Origin of the sequence: Streptomyces sp. Y1, from assembly GCF_041053115.1 — a bacterium.
GTDB lineage: Bacteria > Actinomycetota > Actinomycetes > Streptomycetales > Streptomycetaceae > Kitasatospora > Kitasatospora rubellomurina.
On record NZ_CP163445.1, the window covers coordinates 5,170,488 to 5,187,375 of the forward strand.

Below are 16,888 nucleotides of genomic sequence, written 5' to 3' on the forward strand. Positions count from 1 at the left end.
CCGGAGGCGAGCGGGCGAGTAGCGGAACGGCCCCGCCACCTGAAGAAGGTGGCGGGGCCGTTCGCCGTTCGCGTGGTGACGGGACGTCACTTCGTCCAGGCGGCCTGGACCTTGGTCGGGTCGTTGGAGTCGCCGTAGCCGACGAAGGCCGGGGTGGCGCCCGCGGCGAAGGTGACGACGTCGCAGCCCTTGAAGGCGACGCCCTTGGTGGCGCCGGACCAGCTCGGGGTGGTGCACTTGGCGATCGGCGTCGAGCTGGTCGGGTTGTTGAACATGCCCAGGTTGCCGCCGGCGTCCATCACCCTGAACTTGGAGTCCGGGGCGCTGAAGGTCAGCTTGGAGTCCCCGAGGTTCTTGACCGTCCAGCTGACGTAGAAGATCGCGCGGCCGTCCAGGCCGGCGGTGGGGGCCTTGGCGTCCTGGAAGTCCTTGAGCGAGCCGGGCTGGACGCCGGTGACGGTGATCTCCAGCTTGGCGGCGGCGTTGGAGGTCTTGTCGGCGAAGTCCACGGTGGCCGGCTGGCCGAACTTCACCGAGGTCGCGGCCTGCGGCAGCTTGCCGCCGCCGCCGCCACCGGCGGCCCCGGCGCCGCCGCCCGCCGCGCCGGCCGTACCGGCGCCGCCCGCCGCGGCACCGCCGGTGGCCGCGCCCGAGGGGGCCGCGGTCGAGCCGCCGGCCGCACCGCCGGCGGTCGCGCCCGGGGCCGCGCTGGTCGGCGCCGGGGCCGCGGCGGTCGAGCCGCCGCCGGCCGGGGCGTCCGAGTTGTCCGGGCCGCAGGCCGCGAGCGAGAGGGCGGTGGCCGCCGCCAGGGCGGCGACGGTCAGCTTCGTGGTGTACGAACGCATGGTGCGCATTTCTCCTGGGCGCGTCCGCGAACCGTCTCCGGCCTGCCCAGTGCGGCGCCGCCCGATGGCAGGAACGTCGAAGACGATGGGTCCAGCGGGCAAGAAGCCGTCCCCCGACTTGGCTTTCGGTCAGGGACCATACCAGTCGGCCGGATTGGTGTTCGGATCCTTTCCGGGCGAGTCCGGCGGCTGGAACACCCCGGCGGCGACCTGCGCGGATCGCGTAGATTTCGGTGACGGCGGCCGGGCCGGGGCCGGCCGTACCCGCACCACACCGGAAGGGCGAGCAACGAGATGAGCGAGGACGCACTGCGGCAGGAGGTGCTGACCGCACGGCGGATCGTCGTCAAGGTCGGCTCCTCCTCACTGACCACGGCCGCCGGCGGGCTGGACGCCGACCGGGTCGACGCCCTGGTCGACGCGCTCGCCAAGGTCCGCGCCCGCCCGGACGCGCCCGAGGTGGTGCTCGTCTCCTCCGGCGCCATCGCCGCCGGGCTCGCCCCGCTCGGCCTGGACAAGCGCCCGAAGGACCTCGCCCGCCAGCAGGCCGCCGCCAGCGTCGGCCAGGGCCTGCTGGTCGCCCGCTACACCGCCTCCTTCGCCCGGTACGGCCTGCGCGTCGGCCAGGTGTTGCTCACCGCCGAGGACGCCAGCCGGCGCGCCCACTACCGCAACGCCTACCGGACGCTCGACCAGCTGCTGGCGATGGGCGCGATGCCGATCGTCAACGAGAACGACACCGTCGCCACCGCCGAAATCAAGTTCGGGGACAACGACCGGCTGGCCGCGCTCGTCGCCCACCTCGTCCGGGCCGACCTGCTCGTCCTGCTCTCCGACGTGGACGGCCTCTACGACGGCGACCCGTCCCGCCCCGGCACCAGCCGGATCGAGCGGGTGAGCGGCCCGCACGACCTCGACGGCATCGAGATCGGCAGCGCCGGCAAGGCGGGCGTCGGCACCGGCGGCATGGTCACCAAGGTCGAGGCGGCCCGGATCGCCACCGGCGCGGGCATCCCGGTGGTGCTCACCGCCGCCAGCCAGGCCGCCGACGCGCTGGCCGGCCGGCCCACCGGCACGCTGTTCCTGCGCACCGGCAGCCGCGGCTCCGACCGGATGCTCTGGCTGGCCCACGCGAGCAGCCCGCGCGGCGCCCTGCACCTGGACGCGGGCGCCGTCGCGGCGGTCGTCTCCGGCGGCGCCTCGCTGCTGCCCGCCGGGGTCGTCAAGGTCGACGGGGACTTCACCGCGGGTGATCCGGTGGACCTTCTTGCCGAAAACGGCCACATCGTGGCTCGCGGACTGGTCAACTTTGATGCGAGGGAGTTGCCCCGCCTGCTCGGCCGGTCCACCCACGACCTGGCCCAGGAGTTCGGCGCCGCGTACGAGCGCGAGGTCGTCCACCGCGACGACCTGGTCGTTCTGCGCGGCTGACCGGCCGGCGGGCCGGCTGCGCGGCCGATCGGCCTGCTGTGGCCCGCCGATCGGCGACGACCGGCCGGCGGTCCGCCCCGTACGGGAGCGGCCCGGCCGCGGGCGAGGAGGGGCGCAGCCGTACCGGTCGGCCGAGGTCCGGCGGGCCGGCGCGGAGACGACACGAGATCGCCGAACAGGAGGCCGCCGGTGGAACGCAGGCGCGACGCGGTGCTGACCGCAGGGGCGGGCCGACGGCTGACCAGCATCGCCGGCGGGCGCGGGGACGGGCCCGCCGAGCCGGCCGGTCCGCCGCAGGGCCCCGCCGGGGTGCGCGGGCCGCGGCCGCGGCAGGCGGACGCGGCGCAGCCGCCCGGTGTGCCCGAGCAGGCCCGGCTGTGGCACGTGGTGCTGAGCGTGGCCGGGCAGGCGACCCCGCTGCCGTCGCTGCGCGCCTCGCTGGAGCGGCTGGCGCACGACCACTCGTTCTTCCTGACCGCCCGCTACGCGGCCGACCACGCCGAGATCCGCTACTGGGAGCAGGCCCGGGACCTGCACGACGCGGCGGCGATCGCGCTGCGGCTGTGGGGCGAGCACAAGGTGACCGCGAGCCTGCCGCCGTGGGAGATCGTCGGGCTGGAGGTGGTCGACCGGGCGACGTACCACAAGCGGGTGGCGGAGGGCTTCGGCGATCCGCCGCCGCAGCTGGGCGGCGTGCACCCGTACTGAGTCGCTTCCACCGAGTCGCGTCCGAGGGACGTCTCAGCGGACGAAATGGCAGTTCGGCGGGCCCGGTGCAGTCGCTACCCTGGGCGCATGACCAGCGACCTCGCCCCCGCCGACAGTCCCGTCCTCGCCGCCGCGCGCCGTGCCCGTACGGCGGCCGCCGTGCTCGCCCCGCTGCCGCGCCGGGCGAAGGACGCCGCGCTGCTGGCCGTCGCGGACGCCCTGGTGGCCCGCGGCGCGGAGATCGTCGCCGCGAACGCCGAGGACGTGGCCCGGGCCCGCGAGGCCGGTACGCCCGAGTCGGTGATCGACCGGCTGACGCTGACCGCCGAGCGGATCGCCGCGATCGCCTCCGACGTGCGCGACGTGGCCGGCCTGCCCGACCCGGTGGGCGAGGTGCTGCGCGGCTACACCCTGCCGAACGGCCTGGACGTGCGGCAGGTGCGGGTGCCGCTCGGTGTGGTCGGCATCATCTACGAGGCCCGGCCGAACGTCACCGTGGACGCCGCCGCGCTCTGCCTGAAGTCCGGCAACGCGGTGCTGCTGCGCGGCTCCGCCTCCGCCTACCGTTCGAACACCGCGCTGGTCGCGGTGCTGCGGGACGCCGTGGCCGGGGCCGGGCTGCCCGCCGACGCGGTCCAGCTGGTGCCGGGGGAGAGCCGCGACTCCGTGCAGGAGCTGATGCGTGCCCGCGGCCTGGTCGACGTGCTGATCCCGCGCGGCGGCGCCTCGCTGATCCGCACCGTCGTCGAGGGTTCGACGGTGCCGGTGATCGAGACCGGCACCGGCAACTGCCACGTGTACGTGGACGCGCAGACGGACCTGGCGATGGCGGTCGGCATCCTGCTGAACTCCAAGGCGCAGCGGGTCAGCGTCTGCAACGCGGCCGAGACGCTGCTGGTCCACCAGGACGTCGCGGACGCGTTCCTGCCGCTCGCGCTGGCGGCGCTGGCCGAGGCCGGGGTGACGGTGCACGGTGACGAGGCGGTGCTCAAGGCCGCCGAGGGCGGCGCCGCCACCGTGGTGCCGGCCACCGACGAGGACTGGGGCGCCGAGTACCTCTCGCTGGACCTGGCCGCGGCCGTGGTGCCCTCGCTGGACGCCGCCGTCGAGCACATCCGCCGCTGGTCCTCCGGCCACACCGAGGCGATCGTGACCACCTCGCAGGCCGCCGCCCGGCGCTTCACCCAGCTGGTCGACTCGACCACGGTGGCCGTCAACGCCTCGACCCGGTTCACCGACGGCGGTGAGTTCGGCTTCGGCGCGGAGATCGGCATCTCCACCCAGAAGCTGCACGCCCGCGGCCCGATGGGCCTGCCGGAGCTGACCAGCACCAAGTACATCGTCACTGGTGACGGGCACGTCCGGGGCGAGGCGACGCAGACCGTGGGCGGGGGCGCGGACGCCCGCTGAGCGGGGCCGCGGGGGCGGCCGTCACACGTGTGACGGACCAACTGCGATGAGCCACAGACAAATCGCCCGGCCGGTAATACGCTGAATCCGTGGCTGAGGATGTGGGGGGCTTGCCGTACCCCGACGGCGCCGACCACGGTGATGCGGACGACGAGTTCGCCACCGTGGTCTTCGATGAGGCCTTCGTCCGGTCCGCCGCCGTGCACGAGCCGACCGCCAAGGAGCGGCAACTCGCCGCCGCCGAGGCCCGGTTCGAGCCGGACACGGCGGGCCCGGGCTGGGGCTGTGACGTCACCGCAGCGGACGGGCTGCCGCTGGAGCTGCGCCCGTACCCGAGCGGACTCGACGAGGACCACTTCTACCCCGACCCGTGGTCGGGCCCGGGCCGGGCGACCGGCGGGCGGGCCAGGCGCTGGGGGCGGCGCGGCTACGATCCGGCGCGCGCCCGGGGCCGGTACGTGGCCCAGCAGCGGTGGCACCGGCCGGTGGCCTGGGTGCTGGCGGTGATCATGGGCGTGAGCCTGGTGGCGGTCGCGGTGGCGGCGGTGTACCAGGGCGTGGGCGGCTCCTCGGGGACGCCCCGGCGCCCGGAGTCCGGCAGCAGCAGTGCGGGGGTGGATCCGCGGCCCGCTCCGGCCGAGCCGACGCCGGCGGTCACCGCCCCGGCGGGTTGATCCGCGGGACGGGCGTACGCCCGGGGCGGGTGGTCACGGAGTGTTCCGACCAATCGCTCCGGGGCCCTGTGGCGGCGCCGGTGCACGGCCTACCCTGGTGGTATGGGTGACCCGCGCGAGCCTCCCGAGGGTGTGCCCGAGGGCGGTTCCGGCAACGAGGACGAGTACCGGTCCGTCGTGTTCGACGAATCGTTCGTCCGGGCTGCCCGGATCCAGGAGCTGTCGGCCCGCGAGCGGTTGTCGGGCGCGTTCGGCCGGGCCACCCGGCCGCGGGTGCGGCTCGGCCCGCTGGGCACCGTGCCCCGGCAGGCGCTCGCCCTGCTGCTGGTCGTGCTGCTGGCCTTCGGGGCCGCCGTGTACTTCGGCGTCAGCTCGCCGAAGGGCCTCCCGGCCCGGCCCGAGGGCAGCCAACTGACCGTCAGTCTGGTCGCGTTGAGCCCGGCTTCGGCGGTGCGGCCGGTGGCCGACCCGGCGAGCCCGTTCGCGGCGCTGCCGACCGGGTACGGCGACGGGACGCTCGGGCTGAACACCCCGGCGGCGGCCGCCACCGAGCACTTCAGCCGGGTCGAGGTGAGCAAGGCGCTCGACACCGTCCAGCGCTACCTGGTCGCCTCCTCGCTGGCGCCGGCCGCGCTCGTCCAGGGCGCCACGGCGGACGTCCGGGCCTTCGTCACGCCCGGCGAGCAGGCCCAGTTCGACAGCAGCACGGCGCAGCCGGTGGACGACCGGCACCACGCGCTGACCGGCTGGGTGGTGCGCTTCGACCCGGCGCGGGTCGCGCTGGCCTCCGGCGTCGTGAAGGTGGTCGGGGCGATGCGGGTCGACGAGGCGGACAGCGGCACGCTGCAGGTCACCACCGACCACACCTTCGTCTACGCGCTGAAGCCGGCCGGTGCCCCGGCGGCAGCGCCGGTCACCCTGGAATCGGTGCGCCGGCAGCTGACCTTCGAGTTCGACCGGGTCGACCTCGCCCAGGCGCAGCTGCGGCTGGTGGACTCGGTGCTGCAGGCCGGGCCGCAGTCCTGCGCGAGCTCGATGGCGGGCTTCCTGCAGCCGGTGCTGGCCGACCCGCAGGGCGGCGCGGGCGCGCCCGCCGTGCCGCCGTCGCCGGTCGACCCGGGTGACCACGGGCACCCGGCCTGGCAGGTGTGCGGGGTGCTGGCGGGGAGCTGAGGCGGTGCGGGACGCGCCGTGCGGACGCGATGTGCGGACACGACGACGGCCGGCGCCCGGGGCGGGGCGCCGGCCGTTCTCGTGTCCGGCGGGTGCTACTTGTCGTCGTGGTCGGACGGGCGGTCGGACGAGCCGCCCCGGGCGCCGCCACCGGTGAAGGTGTCGCGCAGCTTGCCGCCGACGCTCGCGGCGCCGCCCGCGACGTCCCGCAGCAGGCCCATCAGCGGATCCTTGCTCTCCTTCACCGAGGTCGTGTAGTGCTCGGCGGCGGCCTTCCACTGCTCGGAGACGGAGGCGTTCGGGTCGTCCGTGCGGCGCGGGTAGGCGCCGGCCAGGATCGAGCGGTACTCGTCGCTCTCCGCCCACTTCTTCAGCTGGGCGACCCGTACCACCGCGAACGGGTGCGTCTGCGGCAGCAGTTGGAGCAGCTTGAGGACGCCGTCGCGCAGGTCCCCGGCCTTCTCGTACTCCTCGGCCTGCTCCAGGAACGCGTCCACGTTCATCTGGGCCAGGTTGTGCCCGCCGGCCAGCTTCATCAGGGCCCGCATCGACGCGTGGAGGTCCTGCCCGGCGAGCAGACCGGCCCGGTCGCTGGACAGCTCCGCCTTGCGGAACCACTCCTTGAGCGCGGTGGTGATCGCGGTGATGGCCAGGTTGCCGAGCGGCACCCAGGCGATCCGGGTGGCGATGTTGGTGAGGATCAGCAGCATCGTCCGGTAGACGGCGTGGCCGGACATCGCGTGGCCGACCTCGTGGCCGATGACCGAGCGCAGCTCCTCCTCGTCGAGCAGCTCGACCAGGCCGCTGGTCACCACGATGATCGGGGTGTCGATGCCGATGGTGAACGCGTTGACGGCCGGGTCCTGGCTGACGTACAGGTCCGGGACCTGGTCGAGGTCGAGCACGTAGGCGGCGTCGCGGACCATGTCGTACAGCTCGGGGAACTGCCGCTCGGAGGTCTTCACGGCGGTCGCCAGGAACATCAGCCGGATCGCCCGCTCGGAGACCAGCCCGGCCAGCTTCTTGAGCACGTCGTCGAAACCGGTCAGCCTGCGCAGCGCGACCAGGGCGGAGCGGTCGGCGGGGTGCTCCCAGGCCCGGGTGGAGATCTCGGGGAAGCGCTGGCGGCGCCGGCTCGGGGTCTTCTCGAAACTGTGGGTCATGGTCTGAGTACCTCCTGGTCGACGGCGGCCCCGGCCGGACGGCCGGCCCCCGCTGCTCTTCGCCTGTGACGACTGTCCGTACAACGCGCGTGGTTGCGTACTCGTCCCCGGGGCCAGCGTACGCGCGGGGCGGCGGCCGGGCCGGGGGCGGCCGGCGGGTGTGCGGAGCGTGCGTGGGGAGGACGCGGGGAGGACGCGGGGAGGGGGACGGGAGGCGGCGGGCCGGCGGGCGGGAGGCGGCGCGCAGGGGCCGGTGGGAGGCTGGGGTGTGAGGCCGGTTTACCCTGATTGCCCTGGAGAACCGAGACCGGACCCGGCCGCGGTACCGAGAGTTCGAGGAGCCCCGCAGATGTCCACCGACGCGCTTGTCAGCCTGGCCGCGCCCATCTCCGACGAGGCCGGGCCGGGCCTGTTCCTGCGGATCATCGTGATCTCGTCCTTCGTCGGGATCGGCCTGCTGGTCTGGATCATGGCCAAGGCCTTCCGCGGCAACTGAGGCCCGCCCCCCCCGGATCCCCGCCGGGCGCGCGGCTCACGTCCGGTCAGCGGCGGTGGGCCGCCGAGCGGTTGCCGTGTGACCCCCCGTACGATGACGGTGGGCCCTCACCGGCCCGGAGCAACCCCCAGGCCAGTTCCCCCGAGCCGAGAAGGTCCCGCCGACCATGAACACTGCCGCACTCCCCGTCCTGAACCTGCTCGCCGAGGGTGGCGAGGGGGGCAACCACGACAGCCTGAACCCGGCGCTGACGGGTGGCGCCGCGCTGTTCATCCTGCTGCTCCTGCTCTTCATCGTCACCCGCTTCAACCGGGACCGCTGAACCGGCCCTAGGAGCCTCTCGGGGAGCGCCCGGCCGGTGGCCGGCCGCTCCCTCGCGCGTGCCGGGACGGCCCCCGACCCCGGCGCTGCCGCCCCGTAACGGGCGTCGCGTAAGGTGTGTCGGCATGGGAGAGCAGGCCGGGAATCCCGGCGGACCGGAACCGGTGAAGAAGCGCCTCGGCGTGATGGGCGGCACCTTCGACCCGATCCACCACGGCCACCTGGTCGCCGCCAGTGAGGTGGCGAGCGCGTTCCACCTGGACGAGGTGATCTTCGTCCCCACCGGGCAGCCCTGGCAGAAGAGCGACCGGCAGGTCACCCCGGCCGAGGACCGCTACCTGATGACGGTCATCGCCACCGCGGAGAACCCGCAGTTCTCGGTCAGCCGGATCGACATCGACCGCGACGGCCCGACCTACACCGTCGACACCCTGCGCGACCTGCACGCCATGCACCCGGACGCCGACCTGTTCTTCATCACCGGCGCCGACGCGCTCGCCCAGATCCTCTCCTGGCGCGACTCCGACGAACTCTTCTCGCTGGCCCACTTCATCGGATGCACCCGCCCGGGGCACACTCTCTCGGACGCCGGGCTTCCGGTGGGCGGGGTCTCCCTGGTGGAGGTCCCGGCGCTGGCCATCTCCTCCACGGACTGCCGCAACCGGGTCGCCAAGGGCGAGCCGGTCTGGTACCTCGTCCCGGACGGCGTGGTCCGCTACATCGACAAGCGGGCGCTGTACGCCCCGCACGGGACCTGACCCAGGAGCGGGCGCATGAGTGATCGCAACGGCGGCCACCAGCCGCAGGACTGGTCCACCGGGCAGTACCAGCAGCCCTACCAGGGGTACCAGCAGCAGCCGCAGGAGCAGTACGAGCAGTACGACCAGTACGGGCAGCCGGTGTACGGGCAGGGCTCGTACACCGGCGGCTACCAGGAGCACGGTCACCAGGAGCAGGGCTACCAGGGCCACGGTCACCAGGAGCAGGGCTACCAGGGGCAGGCCCACCAGCAGGCGTACGAGCAGCAGGGGTACCCGCAACAGGGGTACGAGCAGCAGCCGTACGAGCAGTACGACCAGTACGGGCAGCCGGTGCAGCAGGCGTACCAGCAGGGCGGGTACGGGTACCAGGAGCAGACCTACGGCTACGAGGGCTACCAGCAGCCGTACCAGGCCGCTCCGGCGGCTCCGGTCGCTCCGGTCGAGCCCGTCGCCCCGGTGGTCGCCGAGCCCGAACCCGAGCCGCGGCCCGTCCCGGCCGCTCCCGCCGCCGTGCCGCCGTCGCGCCGCGGCGCGGCCCGGCCGGCCGCCGAGGCGCCGGCGGCCAAGGCCGAGCCGCCGTCCGAGCAGGTCGCCGGGGCGCGCGGCGGCAAGGGTGCCGGGAGCAGGGCGCCCAAGGACTCGTACGCCACGGGCGAGTTCACCTTCGTCGACGAGGAGACGGAGGAGTCCGAGGACGTCATCGACTGGATGAAGTTCACCGAGTCCCGGGGCGAGGTGCGCGCCGAGCGACGCCGCAAGCTGCGCAACCGGCTGATCGCCCTCGGCGTGGTGCTCGGGCTCGCGGCCGCCGGCACCGGCGGCTACCTGTGGTTCTCCGGCGACCAGCCGACCGCGGCGGCCGCGGCCGGCGGGCGCCAGGTCAACGTCGTCCACCTGCGCGACCTTCAGGGCAAGGTGTCCAGCGCGCTGCTGGTCGACGACACCGGCGGCAAGAAGGGCACCGTGCTGCTGCTGCCCGACAACCTGCGGCTGCCCGGCCCCGGCGACCCGCCGGTGACCACGGTCGGCCAGGCCATGGACAGCATCGGCGCCTCGGCGACCCGCGACGGCCTGTCCACCGTGCTCGGCGCCCCGGTCGCCGGCACCTGGCGGCTGGACACCCCGTACCTGGAACTGCTGGTCTCCCAGCTCGGCGGCATCCGGGTCGACACCAACGCCGAGACCAAGGACGCCGCGGGCAAGCAGCTGTCTCCGGCGGGCAAGAACGTCCTGCTCAGCGGCAAGGCCGCGGTCGCGTACGCCACCCTGCAGGCGCCGGGCGAGAACCGGGACGCCCAGCTGGCCCGGTTCGGGCAGGTCATGGACGCGGTGGTGCGCACCATGCCGACCGAGTTCAAGGACGCCAAGGACGACGTGCACCGGATGAACGCGGTGCTCGACCCCTCGCTGCCCGAGGACGCCCTCGCCGGGGTGCTCGTGCAACTCGCCCAGCAGGCCAAGGACGGCCACTTCGGCACCGCCGCGCTGACCGTCAAGCCGGACGGCGGGCTGGACGAGGCCACCGCGGGCAAGCAGGTCAAGGACGTGCTCGGCGGCACCGTGAAGTCCGCGGGCGCCGGCGACTCCGCCCCGGCCCGGGTCTCGATCCAGGACGCCACCGGCAACGACCAGGCGGCGGCCGCCGCCCAGGTCCAGGTCGTCAACGCCGGCCTGACCTTCATCCCCGGCGGATCCAGGACCGCGCCGCAGGCCACCAGTGAGATCCGCTACACCGACGACGCCCGGCAGGCCGCGGCGAAGTCGCTGGCGGCCAGCCTGGGGCTGCCGGATACGGCGGCGAAGAAGGTCGGCGACGCGCAGAACGCGGACCTGGTGGTCGTGCTCGGCAAGGACTACCAGCCGCCGAAGAACCAGTAGGCCGGTGCCCGGCCGGGCGGCCGCGGGCCGCCCGGTCGTCCGGCGGCCCGCCCGGCCGACCGGTCCGGCGCCGGTGCCCGGCGCAAAAGCGTTCCGGGGGCGCCCGGGCGGCGTGAGATCCTGGAAGGCGACCCCCGGCCGCGTGCCGGGGCGCCCCCAAGCCGCCGACCGGAAGAACACCGTGACCGTCACCGACCACAGCCAGCAGCTCATCACCGTCGCCGCCCAGGCGGCGGCCGACAAGCTCGCGCACAACATCATCGCCTTCGACGTCAGCGAGGTGCTGTCGATCACCGACGCCTTCCTGATCGCCTCCGCGAACAACGACCGCCAGGTCCGCTCGATCGCCGAGGAGATCGAGGACCAGCTGCGCGAGCAGCTGGACATCAAGCCGGTGCGCCGCGAGGGCGAGCGCGAGGGTCGCTGGATCCTGCTCGACTACCTGGACATCGTCGTGCACGTCCAGCACTCCGAGGAGCGCTCCTTCTACTCGCTGGACCGCCTCTGGAAGGACTGCCCCGAGCTTCCGCTGCCCGCCGACGCCATGGAGTCGCGCAACCGCCCCGACGCCCACTCCGACGAGGCCGGCAACGCCGTCGCCCCCGCCGACGACTTCGGCAAGCCCGAGGACCTGCACTGAGCCGGGCCGCGCGGGGCCCGCGCATCGTCTTCTGGCGGCACGGTCAGACCTCCTGGAACCTCGAATCGCGGTTCCAGGGCACGACCGACATCGAGCTGACCGAGCAGGGCGTCGAGCAGGCCCGGCGGGCGGCCCGGCTGCTCTCCGGGCTCCGCCCCGACCTGCTGATCTCCTCGGACCTCCAGCGCGCCCGGCGCACCGCCGCGGAGCTCGCGGCGGTCACCGGGCTGGACGTGCAGCACCACGAGGGCCTGCGCGAGACGTACGCGGGCTCCTGGCAGGGCCTGACCAACGCCGAGATCCGCGCCCGCTACCCCGAGGAGTACGCGGCCTGGGCGGCCGGCGAGCCGGTGCGGCGCGGCGGCGGCGAGCTGGCGACCGAGGTCGCCGACCGCTCGGTGCCGGTGGTGCTGGAGGCCGTCGAGAAGCTGCCGGACGACGGCACGCTCGTCGTGGTCAGCCACGGCGGGACGATCCGCACCATGCTCGGGCGGCTGCTCGACCTGGAGGCGCCCGTGTGGGAGCGCTTCGGCGGGCTGTCGAACTGCTGCTGGTCGGTGCTCGGCCGCGGCGCGCGCGGCTGGCGGCTGCTGGAGCACAACGCGGGCACGCTGCCGCAGCCGGTCATCGGCGACGACACCTGAGCGGTGGCACCCGAGCGGTGGCACCCGGACGGTGTCGCCCACGTGGCGGCGGGGGCGCGACAGGGGTGGAGCGGGGGCCCGGGGGAGCGGATTTCGCAGTTCCGGCCCTGACCAGCTAGAGTCTTCCTCGTTCGCAGGGAAGGAACGCGGCCCGGAAGGGAAGCGGGAGATCCGGTGAGTGCGGGGCTATAGCTCAGTTGGTAGAGCGCTTGCATGGCATGCAAGAGGTCTGGGGTTCAATTCCCCATAGCTCCACTCCGCATCGGCGGTCGTGGAAGTCGGTAGGTCCAGGGTCGCCCGTGTCGCGGGGCTATAGCTCAGTTGGTAGAGCGCTTGCATGGCATGCAAGAGGTCTGGGGTTCAATTCCCCATAGCTCCACAGCAGTTCGGAAGGCCGTCACCCAACGGGTGGCGGCCTTCCGGCGTTTCGGGGCGGCCGGACGGGCGGCCCGGGCGGCCCGGGCGCCCCGGGGCCCGGTCGCTCCGGGCCCCGGGCCCCGCCGCTCAGCCCTCGCAGGTGTGCGTCCAGCCGCCCGGCGCCAGCGAGTCGAGCCGCTCGACCAGCTCCCGGTCGCAGGGGCGCTCCGGGACGTACACGACGATGTAGCACTCCGGCACGCCCGGCATCGTCAGGTACGTCGCGTTCAGCCGCATCACCCCGAGCACCGGGTGGCGGAAGATCCGCAGCAGGGTGTGCGGCGGCGCCACCTCCTGGCGGTCCCACAGCTCCCGGAACACCTCGCTGCGCGCCGACAGCCGCCGCACGTGGGCCTCCCAGGCCGGCTCGCCGACGTGCTTGCCGTACGCCGAGCGCAGCACCGCCACCATCCGGGGCAGCGTCTCCTCCGGGTTCTCGCACGGGTTGCAGCACTCCGGCGAGGTCAGCATGCACCAGAGGCTGTTGAAGTAGACGCCGTGCGCCGGGCGCATCCGCTCGGTGCCGAACAGCGAGCGGTACGGCCGGTTGAAACTCAGCACGTCGAACCGGGTGTTGGAGACCGCCGCCGGCAGCGGCGCGAGCGAGTCCAGGATCACCTGGATCGACGGGCTCAGCTCCGGCGCGTCCGGCTGCGCCAGCGGTGAGGGCTCCAGCCCGGCCAGCCGGAACAGGTGCTGCCGCTCGGTGCCGTCCAGCCGCAGTGCCCGGGCCACCGCCAGCAGCACCTGCTCGCTCGCGTTGATCGGCCGCCCCTGCTCCAACCACGTGTACCAGGTGACCCCGACCCCGGCCAGCTGCGCGACCTCCTCGCGCCGCAGCCCCGGGGTGCGGCGGCGCAGCCCGGGCGGCAGGCCGACGTCCTCGGGCGTGACCCGCGCCCGGCAGGCCTTCAGGAAGCGGGCCAGCTCGGTGCGACGGTGCCCGCGGCCGGCCGTCGCGGCGGGGAGCTCCTCCAGGACGGTCATGGGCTCCATCGTGCCGCAGGGCGCGCGGGCGATACAGGTGCTGGCAGTACCAGGATCAGCAGGCTCTAACCACTGGTACCGGCACGCCCCCAGGCTGGTCGCCATGACCGACCTCCAGACCCGGCCCGCCGCGGCGGCGGGCACCGGCGCCGCCCCGCCCGTACGGCCCGGGCTGCTCCTCGCGCTCGTCCTGTGCGGGCAGTTCATGGCCGTGCTCGACGGCTCCATCGTCAACGTCGCGGTGCCGACCATCCGCACCGACCTGGGCGCCTCCGGCGCCGCCCTGCAACTCGTGGTCGCCGGATACTCCATCGCCTACGCGGTGCTGCTCATCACCGGCGCCCGGCTCGGCGCCCGGTTCGGGTACAGCCGGCTGTTCCAGGCGGGCCTGGCCGGCTTCACCGCCACCTCGCTGGCCTGCGGCCTCGCCCCGGGCACCGGCTGGCTGATCGCCTTCCGGCTGCTCCAGGGCGCGGGGGCGGCGGTGATGGTCCCGCAGGTGATGAGCCTGCTCCAGCGCACCTTCACCGGCGCCGCCCGCACCCGGGCGATCGGCCTCTACTCGGCGGTGCTGGCGGTGGCCGTCGCGGCCGGGCAGGTGCTCGGCGGAGTGCTGGTCAGCGCCGACCTGTTCGGCACCGGGTGGCGGCCGGTGTTCCTGGTCAACGTGCCGATCGGGCTGGTGCTGCTGGCGGCCGGTGCCCGGCTGCTGCCGCGGCTGCCCGGCGACGCCCCGCGCGGCTTCGACCTCCCCGGCCTGCTGGCGCTCGCCGTGGCGCTCGGCCTGCTGGTGGTGCCGCTGGTGCTCGGCCGCGAGCTCGGCTGGCCGCACTGGTGCTGGGCGGCGCTCGCGGGCAGCGTGCCGGTGTTCGTCCTCTTCGTGGCGGTCGAGCGCGGCGTCGCCCGGCGCGGCGGGCAGCCGCTGATCCCCGGGCGGGTGCTGCGGGCCCCCGGCCTGCGCCCGGCCCTGGCCGCGCTGTTCACGGTCATGGCCGCCTACGCGGGCTTCATGTTCACCTTCGCCCTGCACCAGCAGGCGGCCCTCGGCCACAGCGCGCTGAAGGCCGGGCTCTGCTCGGCGCCCGTCGCGATCGGCTTCGGCCTGGGGAGCCTGCGCTGGCACAAGCTGCCGGGCCGGCTGCACGGGGTGCTGCCGCTGCTCGCCGGGGCGCTGCTCGGCGGCGGCTACCTGCTGCTGGGGGTGCTGCTCGGCGGCGGCGCCGAACTCGGGCCGGTGGTGCTGGCGGAGACCGGCGCGCTCGGCTTCGTCGCCGGCTGCACGTACGCGCCGCTGTTCGCCCGGGCGCTCGCGCACGTGGCGCCGCAGGACGCGGCCGACGCCAGCGGGGTGACGGTGACCGTCCTCCAGCTCGGGCAGGTGGTCGGGGTCGCGGCGCTCGGCTCGCTGTTCCTCGGGCAGGTGGACCTGCCGGCGCCGGCCGCCGACTCGGGGCACGCGGTGCTGGTCACCCTGGCGGTGAACGCCGTCATGGTGCTCGTGGGGGTCGGCTTCGCGGCGCGCACCCGGCGGGCGGGCGCGGCGGGTGCGGCGGGCGCGGCGGGCGCGGCGAGGGGGTGACGCGCGGGCCGGGCCGGGTCGCGGCCCGGCCGCGGGAAACGGATTTCAGGAGCACGCCCGGGACCGTGTAAAGTAGTCGATGTCGCCGAGGGAAACGGACGGAAACGAACCGGAACCACGGTGACATCGCAGGTCAAGGGGCTATAGCTCAGTTGGTAGAGCGCTTGCATGGCATGCAAGAGGTCTGGGGTTCAATTCCCCATAGCTCCACAGTGGTTGAAGAGCCGCCTCCCGATGTGGGAGGCGGCTCTTCGCCGTTGTGTCCCAGAGTGTGCATGCCACCGGCGGCCCGGGCGCGGATCCCGCTACCGTCGTCCCATGGCCGATCTGCAGCGAAGGCGGAACGAGGAGCTGGCCCGGATACTGCACCAGCTCGGCTGGAGCCCGGAACGGCTGGCCCGCGAGGTCAGCCTGGCCCTGCCGCCGGGCCTGGCGATCAGCTCCACCGCCCCGTACAAGTGGCGCGACCGCGGCATGGTGCCGCGCAGCCCGCACGACCAGGCGGTCTGCGAGGTGCTCAGCCGCACCCTCGGCATCGCCGTCACCTACGAGCAGTTGTGGGGCCGGATGGGCGGCCACCGCGGCGCCAAGATCCTCTCGCCCGGGCTGCTCACCGACGCGTGGACCGCCGACACCGCGCAGACCGCGCTGCGCGAGGCCGCCACGGACGCCGGGCCCGTCCGGCTCACCGACCTGTTCCGCAGCGCCGACCTCGACCAGGCCGCCGAACGCCTCAGCACCCCGCCCCCGCCGGTCGGCGGCGGCGAGGGCGCGCTGCGCGTCGACCCCGCGCTGGTCGGCGACCTCGGACTGTCCTACCGCAGCAAGCAGCGGCTCGAACGCTCCTGCGGCGGCGGCCTCGTCCTCGGCCCCACCCGGGCCGAACTCGCCATGCTGGCCAAGCTGCTGGAACTCGGCGCGTACGACGAACGGCTCGGCCGCGAGCTGTACGGCACGGCCAGCCGGTTCGCCCGGCTGGCCGGCTGGGCCGCCTACGACCTCGGCCACGACGCCGCCGCCCAGCGGGCCTTCGTCGCCGCGCTGCGCGCCGCGCACGTCAGCGGCGACGTCCGGCTCGGGGTCGCCGTCCTCGGCGCGCTGGTCGTCCTCGCCACCCAGGGCGCCGGCGGACGCGGCCTGGACGCCGTCTCCGCGCTCAGCGCCGCCCTCGACAGCCACGGCGAGGCGCTCAGCCCCGGCGGCCGGGCCCGCCAGCTCGGCCGGATCGCCCGCGCGCACGGCCGCCGGGGCGAGGCCGAGCCGGCCGAGGACGCCGCCGCCCGGGCCTTCGCCGAACTGGACGGGGTGCCCGGCGCCGAGGAGGCCCGGGCCTGCCTGGCCGGGATGGTGGGGGAGGCGCGGCTCGCGCTCGGGCGGCACCGGATGGCCAAGGCGCAGCTCGCCGAGGCCGTCGCCGGGCTCGGGCCGGGGCGGGCGCGGACCAAGGCGCTGCTGATGGTGCGCCTCGCGGAGACCCACCGGCGGCTCGGCGACCGGCGGGAGGCGGCGCGCACGGCGGAGCTGGCGCGGGCCCTGGCGGCGGGCATGCAGTCCGAGCGGCTGGCCCGGGCGCTGCGGGACTTCGACGCGGCGGGGCGGGTGGGGGCGTAGGCGGGGGTGGGGGCGTAGGCGTAGGCGGGGGTGGGGGTAGGGCGGGGGCAGGGGCGGCGGCGTGCCGCGTGCGGCCGGGGGAACGCCCGGGAGGGCGTCGAGCCGCTTGCGGTACCCTGAGCCCATGCGAACCGTGCGCCTGCTCCTTAG

The 16,888-nt window shown here is 74.7% G+C and carries 16 protein-coding genes and 3 tRNA genes; 16 read left to right on the plus strand and 3 right to left on the minus strand.

The annotated features are described in order from the left end of the window. Positions 1-86 precede the first annotated feature (86 nt). Positions 87-854 carry a hypothetical protein gene (locus tag AB2U05_RS22325; RefSeq protein WP_369184044.1) on the minus strand — a complete coding sequence of 256 codons (768 nt, stop codon included), beginning with the start codon at positions 852-854 and terminating at the stop codon, positions 87-89. A 285-nt stretch (positions 855-1,139) separates the two neighbouring features. On the opposite strand from AB2U05_RS22325, the gene proB reads away from it, so the two are divergent. The 5 genes from proB to AB2U05_RS22350 all read left to right on the plus strand — a co-directional run bounded on the left by proB (position 1,140) and on the right by AB2U05_RS22350 (position 6,241). Further along, entirely contained in the window at positions 1,140-2,276 is a 1,137-nt protein-coding gene (gene proB, locus AB2U05_RS22330; RefSeq protein WP_045696820.1) for a glutamate 5-kinase, read from the plus strand. Positions 2,277-2,465: 189 nt separating this feature from the next. Then, positions 2,466-2,984: a hypothetical protein gene (locus AB2U05_RS22335; RefSeq protein WP_045696818.1), complete on the plus strand. Its 519-nt coding sequence runs from the start codon at positions 2,466-2,468 to the stop codon at positions 2,982-2,984. A gap of 87 nt (positions 2,985-3,071) precedes the next feature. Further along, entirely contained in the window at positions 3,072-4,394 is a 1,323-nt protein-coding gene (locus AB2U05_RS22340) for a glutamate-5-semialdehyde dehydrogenase (RefSeq protein ID WP_045696816.1), read from the plus strand. A gap of 101 nt (positions 4,395-4,495) precedes the next feature. Beyond that, positions 4,496-5,068, plus strand: a complete 573-nt coding sequence (locus AB2U05_RS22345; protein WP_369185981.1) for a hypothetical protein — start codon at positions 4,496-4,498, stop codon at positions 5,066-5,068. Positions 5,069-5,170: 102 nt separating this feature from the next. Continuing rightward, a complete protein-coding gene (locus AB2U05_RS22350; protein WP_369184045.1) occupies positions 5,171-6,241 on the plus strand; it encodes a hypothetical protein in 1,071 nt (356 codons plus the stop codon). A gap of 95 nt (positions 6,242-6,336) precedes the next feature. Here AB2U05_RS22350 and AB2U05_RS22355 read toward each other — a convergent pair whose 3' ends face one another. Continuing rightward, positions 6,337-7,404: a M48 family metallopeptidase gene (locus AB2U05_RS22355; protein ID WP_045696810.1), complete on the minus strand. Its 1,068-nt coding sequence runs from the start codon at positions 7,402-7,404 to the stop codon at positions 6,337-6,339. Between the two features lie 349 nt (positions 7,405-7,753). Between AB2U05_RS22355 and AB2U05_RS22360 the strand changes: the two genes are divergently transcribed. The 8 genes from AB2U05_RS22360 (at position 7,754) to AB2U05_RS22395 (ending at position 12,523) form a co-directional block, all read left to right on the plus strand. Beyond that, the gene (locus AB2U05_RS22360) at positions 7,754-7,900 is read left to right on the plus strand and encodes a hypothetical protein (RefSeq protein ID WP_157882112.1); all 147 of its coding nucleotides are present in this window, start codon (positions 7,754-7,756) and stop codon (positions 7,898-7,900) included. A 166-nt stretch (positions 7,901-8,066) separates the two neighbouring features. Beyond that, the gene (locus AB2U05_RS22365; protein ID WP_167352925.1) at positions 8,067-8,222 is read left to right on the plus strand and encodes a hypothetical protein; all 156 of its coding nucleotides are present in this window, start codon (positions 8,067-8,069) and stop codon (positions 8,220-8,222) included. Positions 8,223-8,346: 124 nt separating this feature from the next. After that, positions 8,347-8,979 carry a nicotinate-nucleotide adenylyltransferase gene (gene nadD, locus AB2U05_RS22370; RefSeq protein ID WP_045696808.1) on the plus strand — a complete coding sequence of 211 codons (633 nt, stop codon included), beginning with the start codon at positions 8,347-8,349 and terminating at the stop codon, positions 8,977-8,979. A gap of 15 nt (positions 8,980-8,994) precedes the next feature. Then, positions 8,995-10,860, plus strand: a complete 1,866-nt coding sequence (locus AB2U05_RS22375; RefSeq protein ID WP_369184046.1) for a LytR C-terminal domain-containing protein — start codon at positions 8,995-8,997, stop codon at positions 10,858-10,860. A gap of 181 nt (positions 10,861-11,041) precedes the next feature. Continuing rightward, on the plus strand, positions 11,042-11,500 hold the full coding sequence (gene rsfS / locus AB2U05_RS22380; RefSeq protein ID WP_045696802.1) for a ribosome silencing factor: 459 nt from the start codon (positions 11,042-11,044) through the stop codon (positions 11,498-11,500). Then, positions 11,497-12,144 (plus strand): histidine phosphatase family protein, encoded by a 648-nt coding sequence (locus AB2U05_RS22385; RefSeq protein ID WP_045696801.1) that lies wholly within the window; start codon positions 11,497-11,499, stop codon positions 12,142-12,144. The genes rsfS and AB2U05_RS22385 overlap by 4 nt, the downstream gene beginning before the upstream one ends. A gap of 182 nt (positions 12,145-12,326) precedes the next feature. Continuing rightward, positions 12,327-12,399, plus strand: a tRNA-Ala gene (locus AB2U05_RS22390). 51 nt (positions 12,400-12,450) lie between these two features. Further along, positions 12,451-12,523 (plus strand) — tRNA-Ala (locus tag AB2U05_RS22395). 125 nt (positions 12,524-12,648) lie between these two features. On the opposite strand, the gene AB2U05_RS22400 is transcribed toward AB2U05_RS22395, so the two are convergent. Continuing rightward, a complete protein-coding gene (locus AB2U05_RS22400; RefSeq protein WP_045696798.1) occupies positions 12,649-13,548 on the minus strand; it encodes a helix-turn-helix transcriptional regulator in 900 nt (299 codons plus the stop codon). A 103-nt stretch (positions 13,549-13,651) separates the two neighbouring features. Between AB2U05_RS22400 and AB2U05_RS22405 the strand changes: the two genes are divergently transcribed. The 3 genes from AB2U05_RS22405 (at position 13,652) to AB2U05_RS22415 (ending at position 16,738) form a co-directional block, all read left to right on the plus strand. Further along, entirely contained in the window at positions 13,652-15,127 is a 1,476-nt protein-coding gene (locus AB2U05_RS22405) for an MFS transporter (RefSeq protein ID WP_369184047.1), read from the plus strand. A gap of 137 nt (positions 15,128-15,264) precedes the next feature. Further along, positions 15,265-15,337 (plus strand) — tRNA-Ala (locus tag AB2U05_RS22410). Positions 15,338-15,445: 108 nt separating this feature from the next. Further along, positions 15,446-16,738: a hypothetical protein gene (locus tag AB2U05_RS22415; RefSeq protein ID WP_045696796.1), complete on the plus strand. Its 1,293-nt coding sequence runs from the start codon at positions 15,446-15,448 to the stop codon at positions 16,736-16,738. The last annotated feature ends 150 nt before the right edge of the window (positions 16,739-16,888 follow it).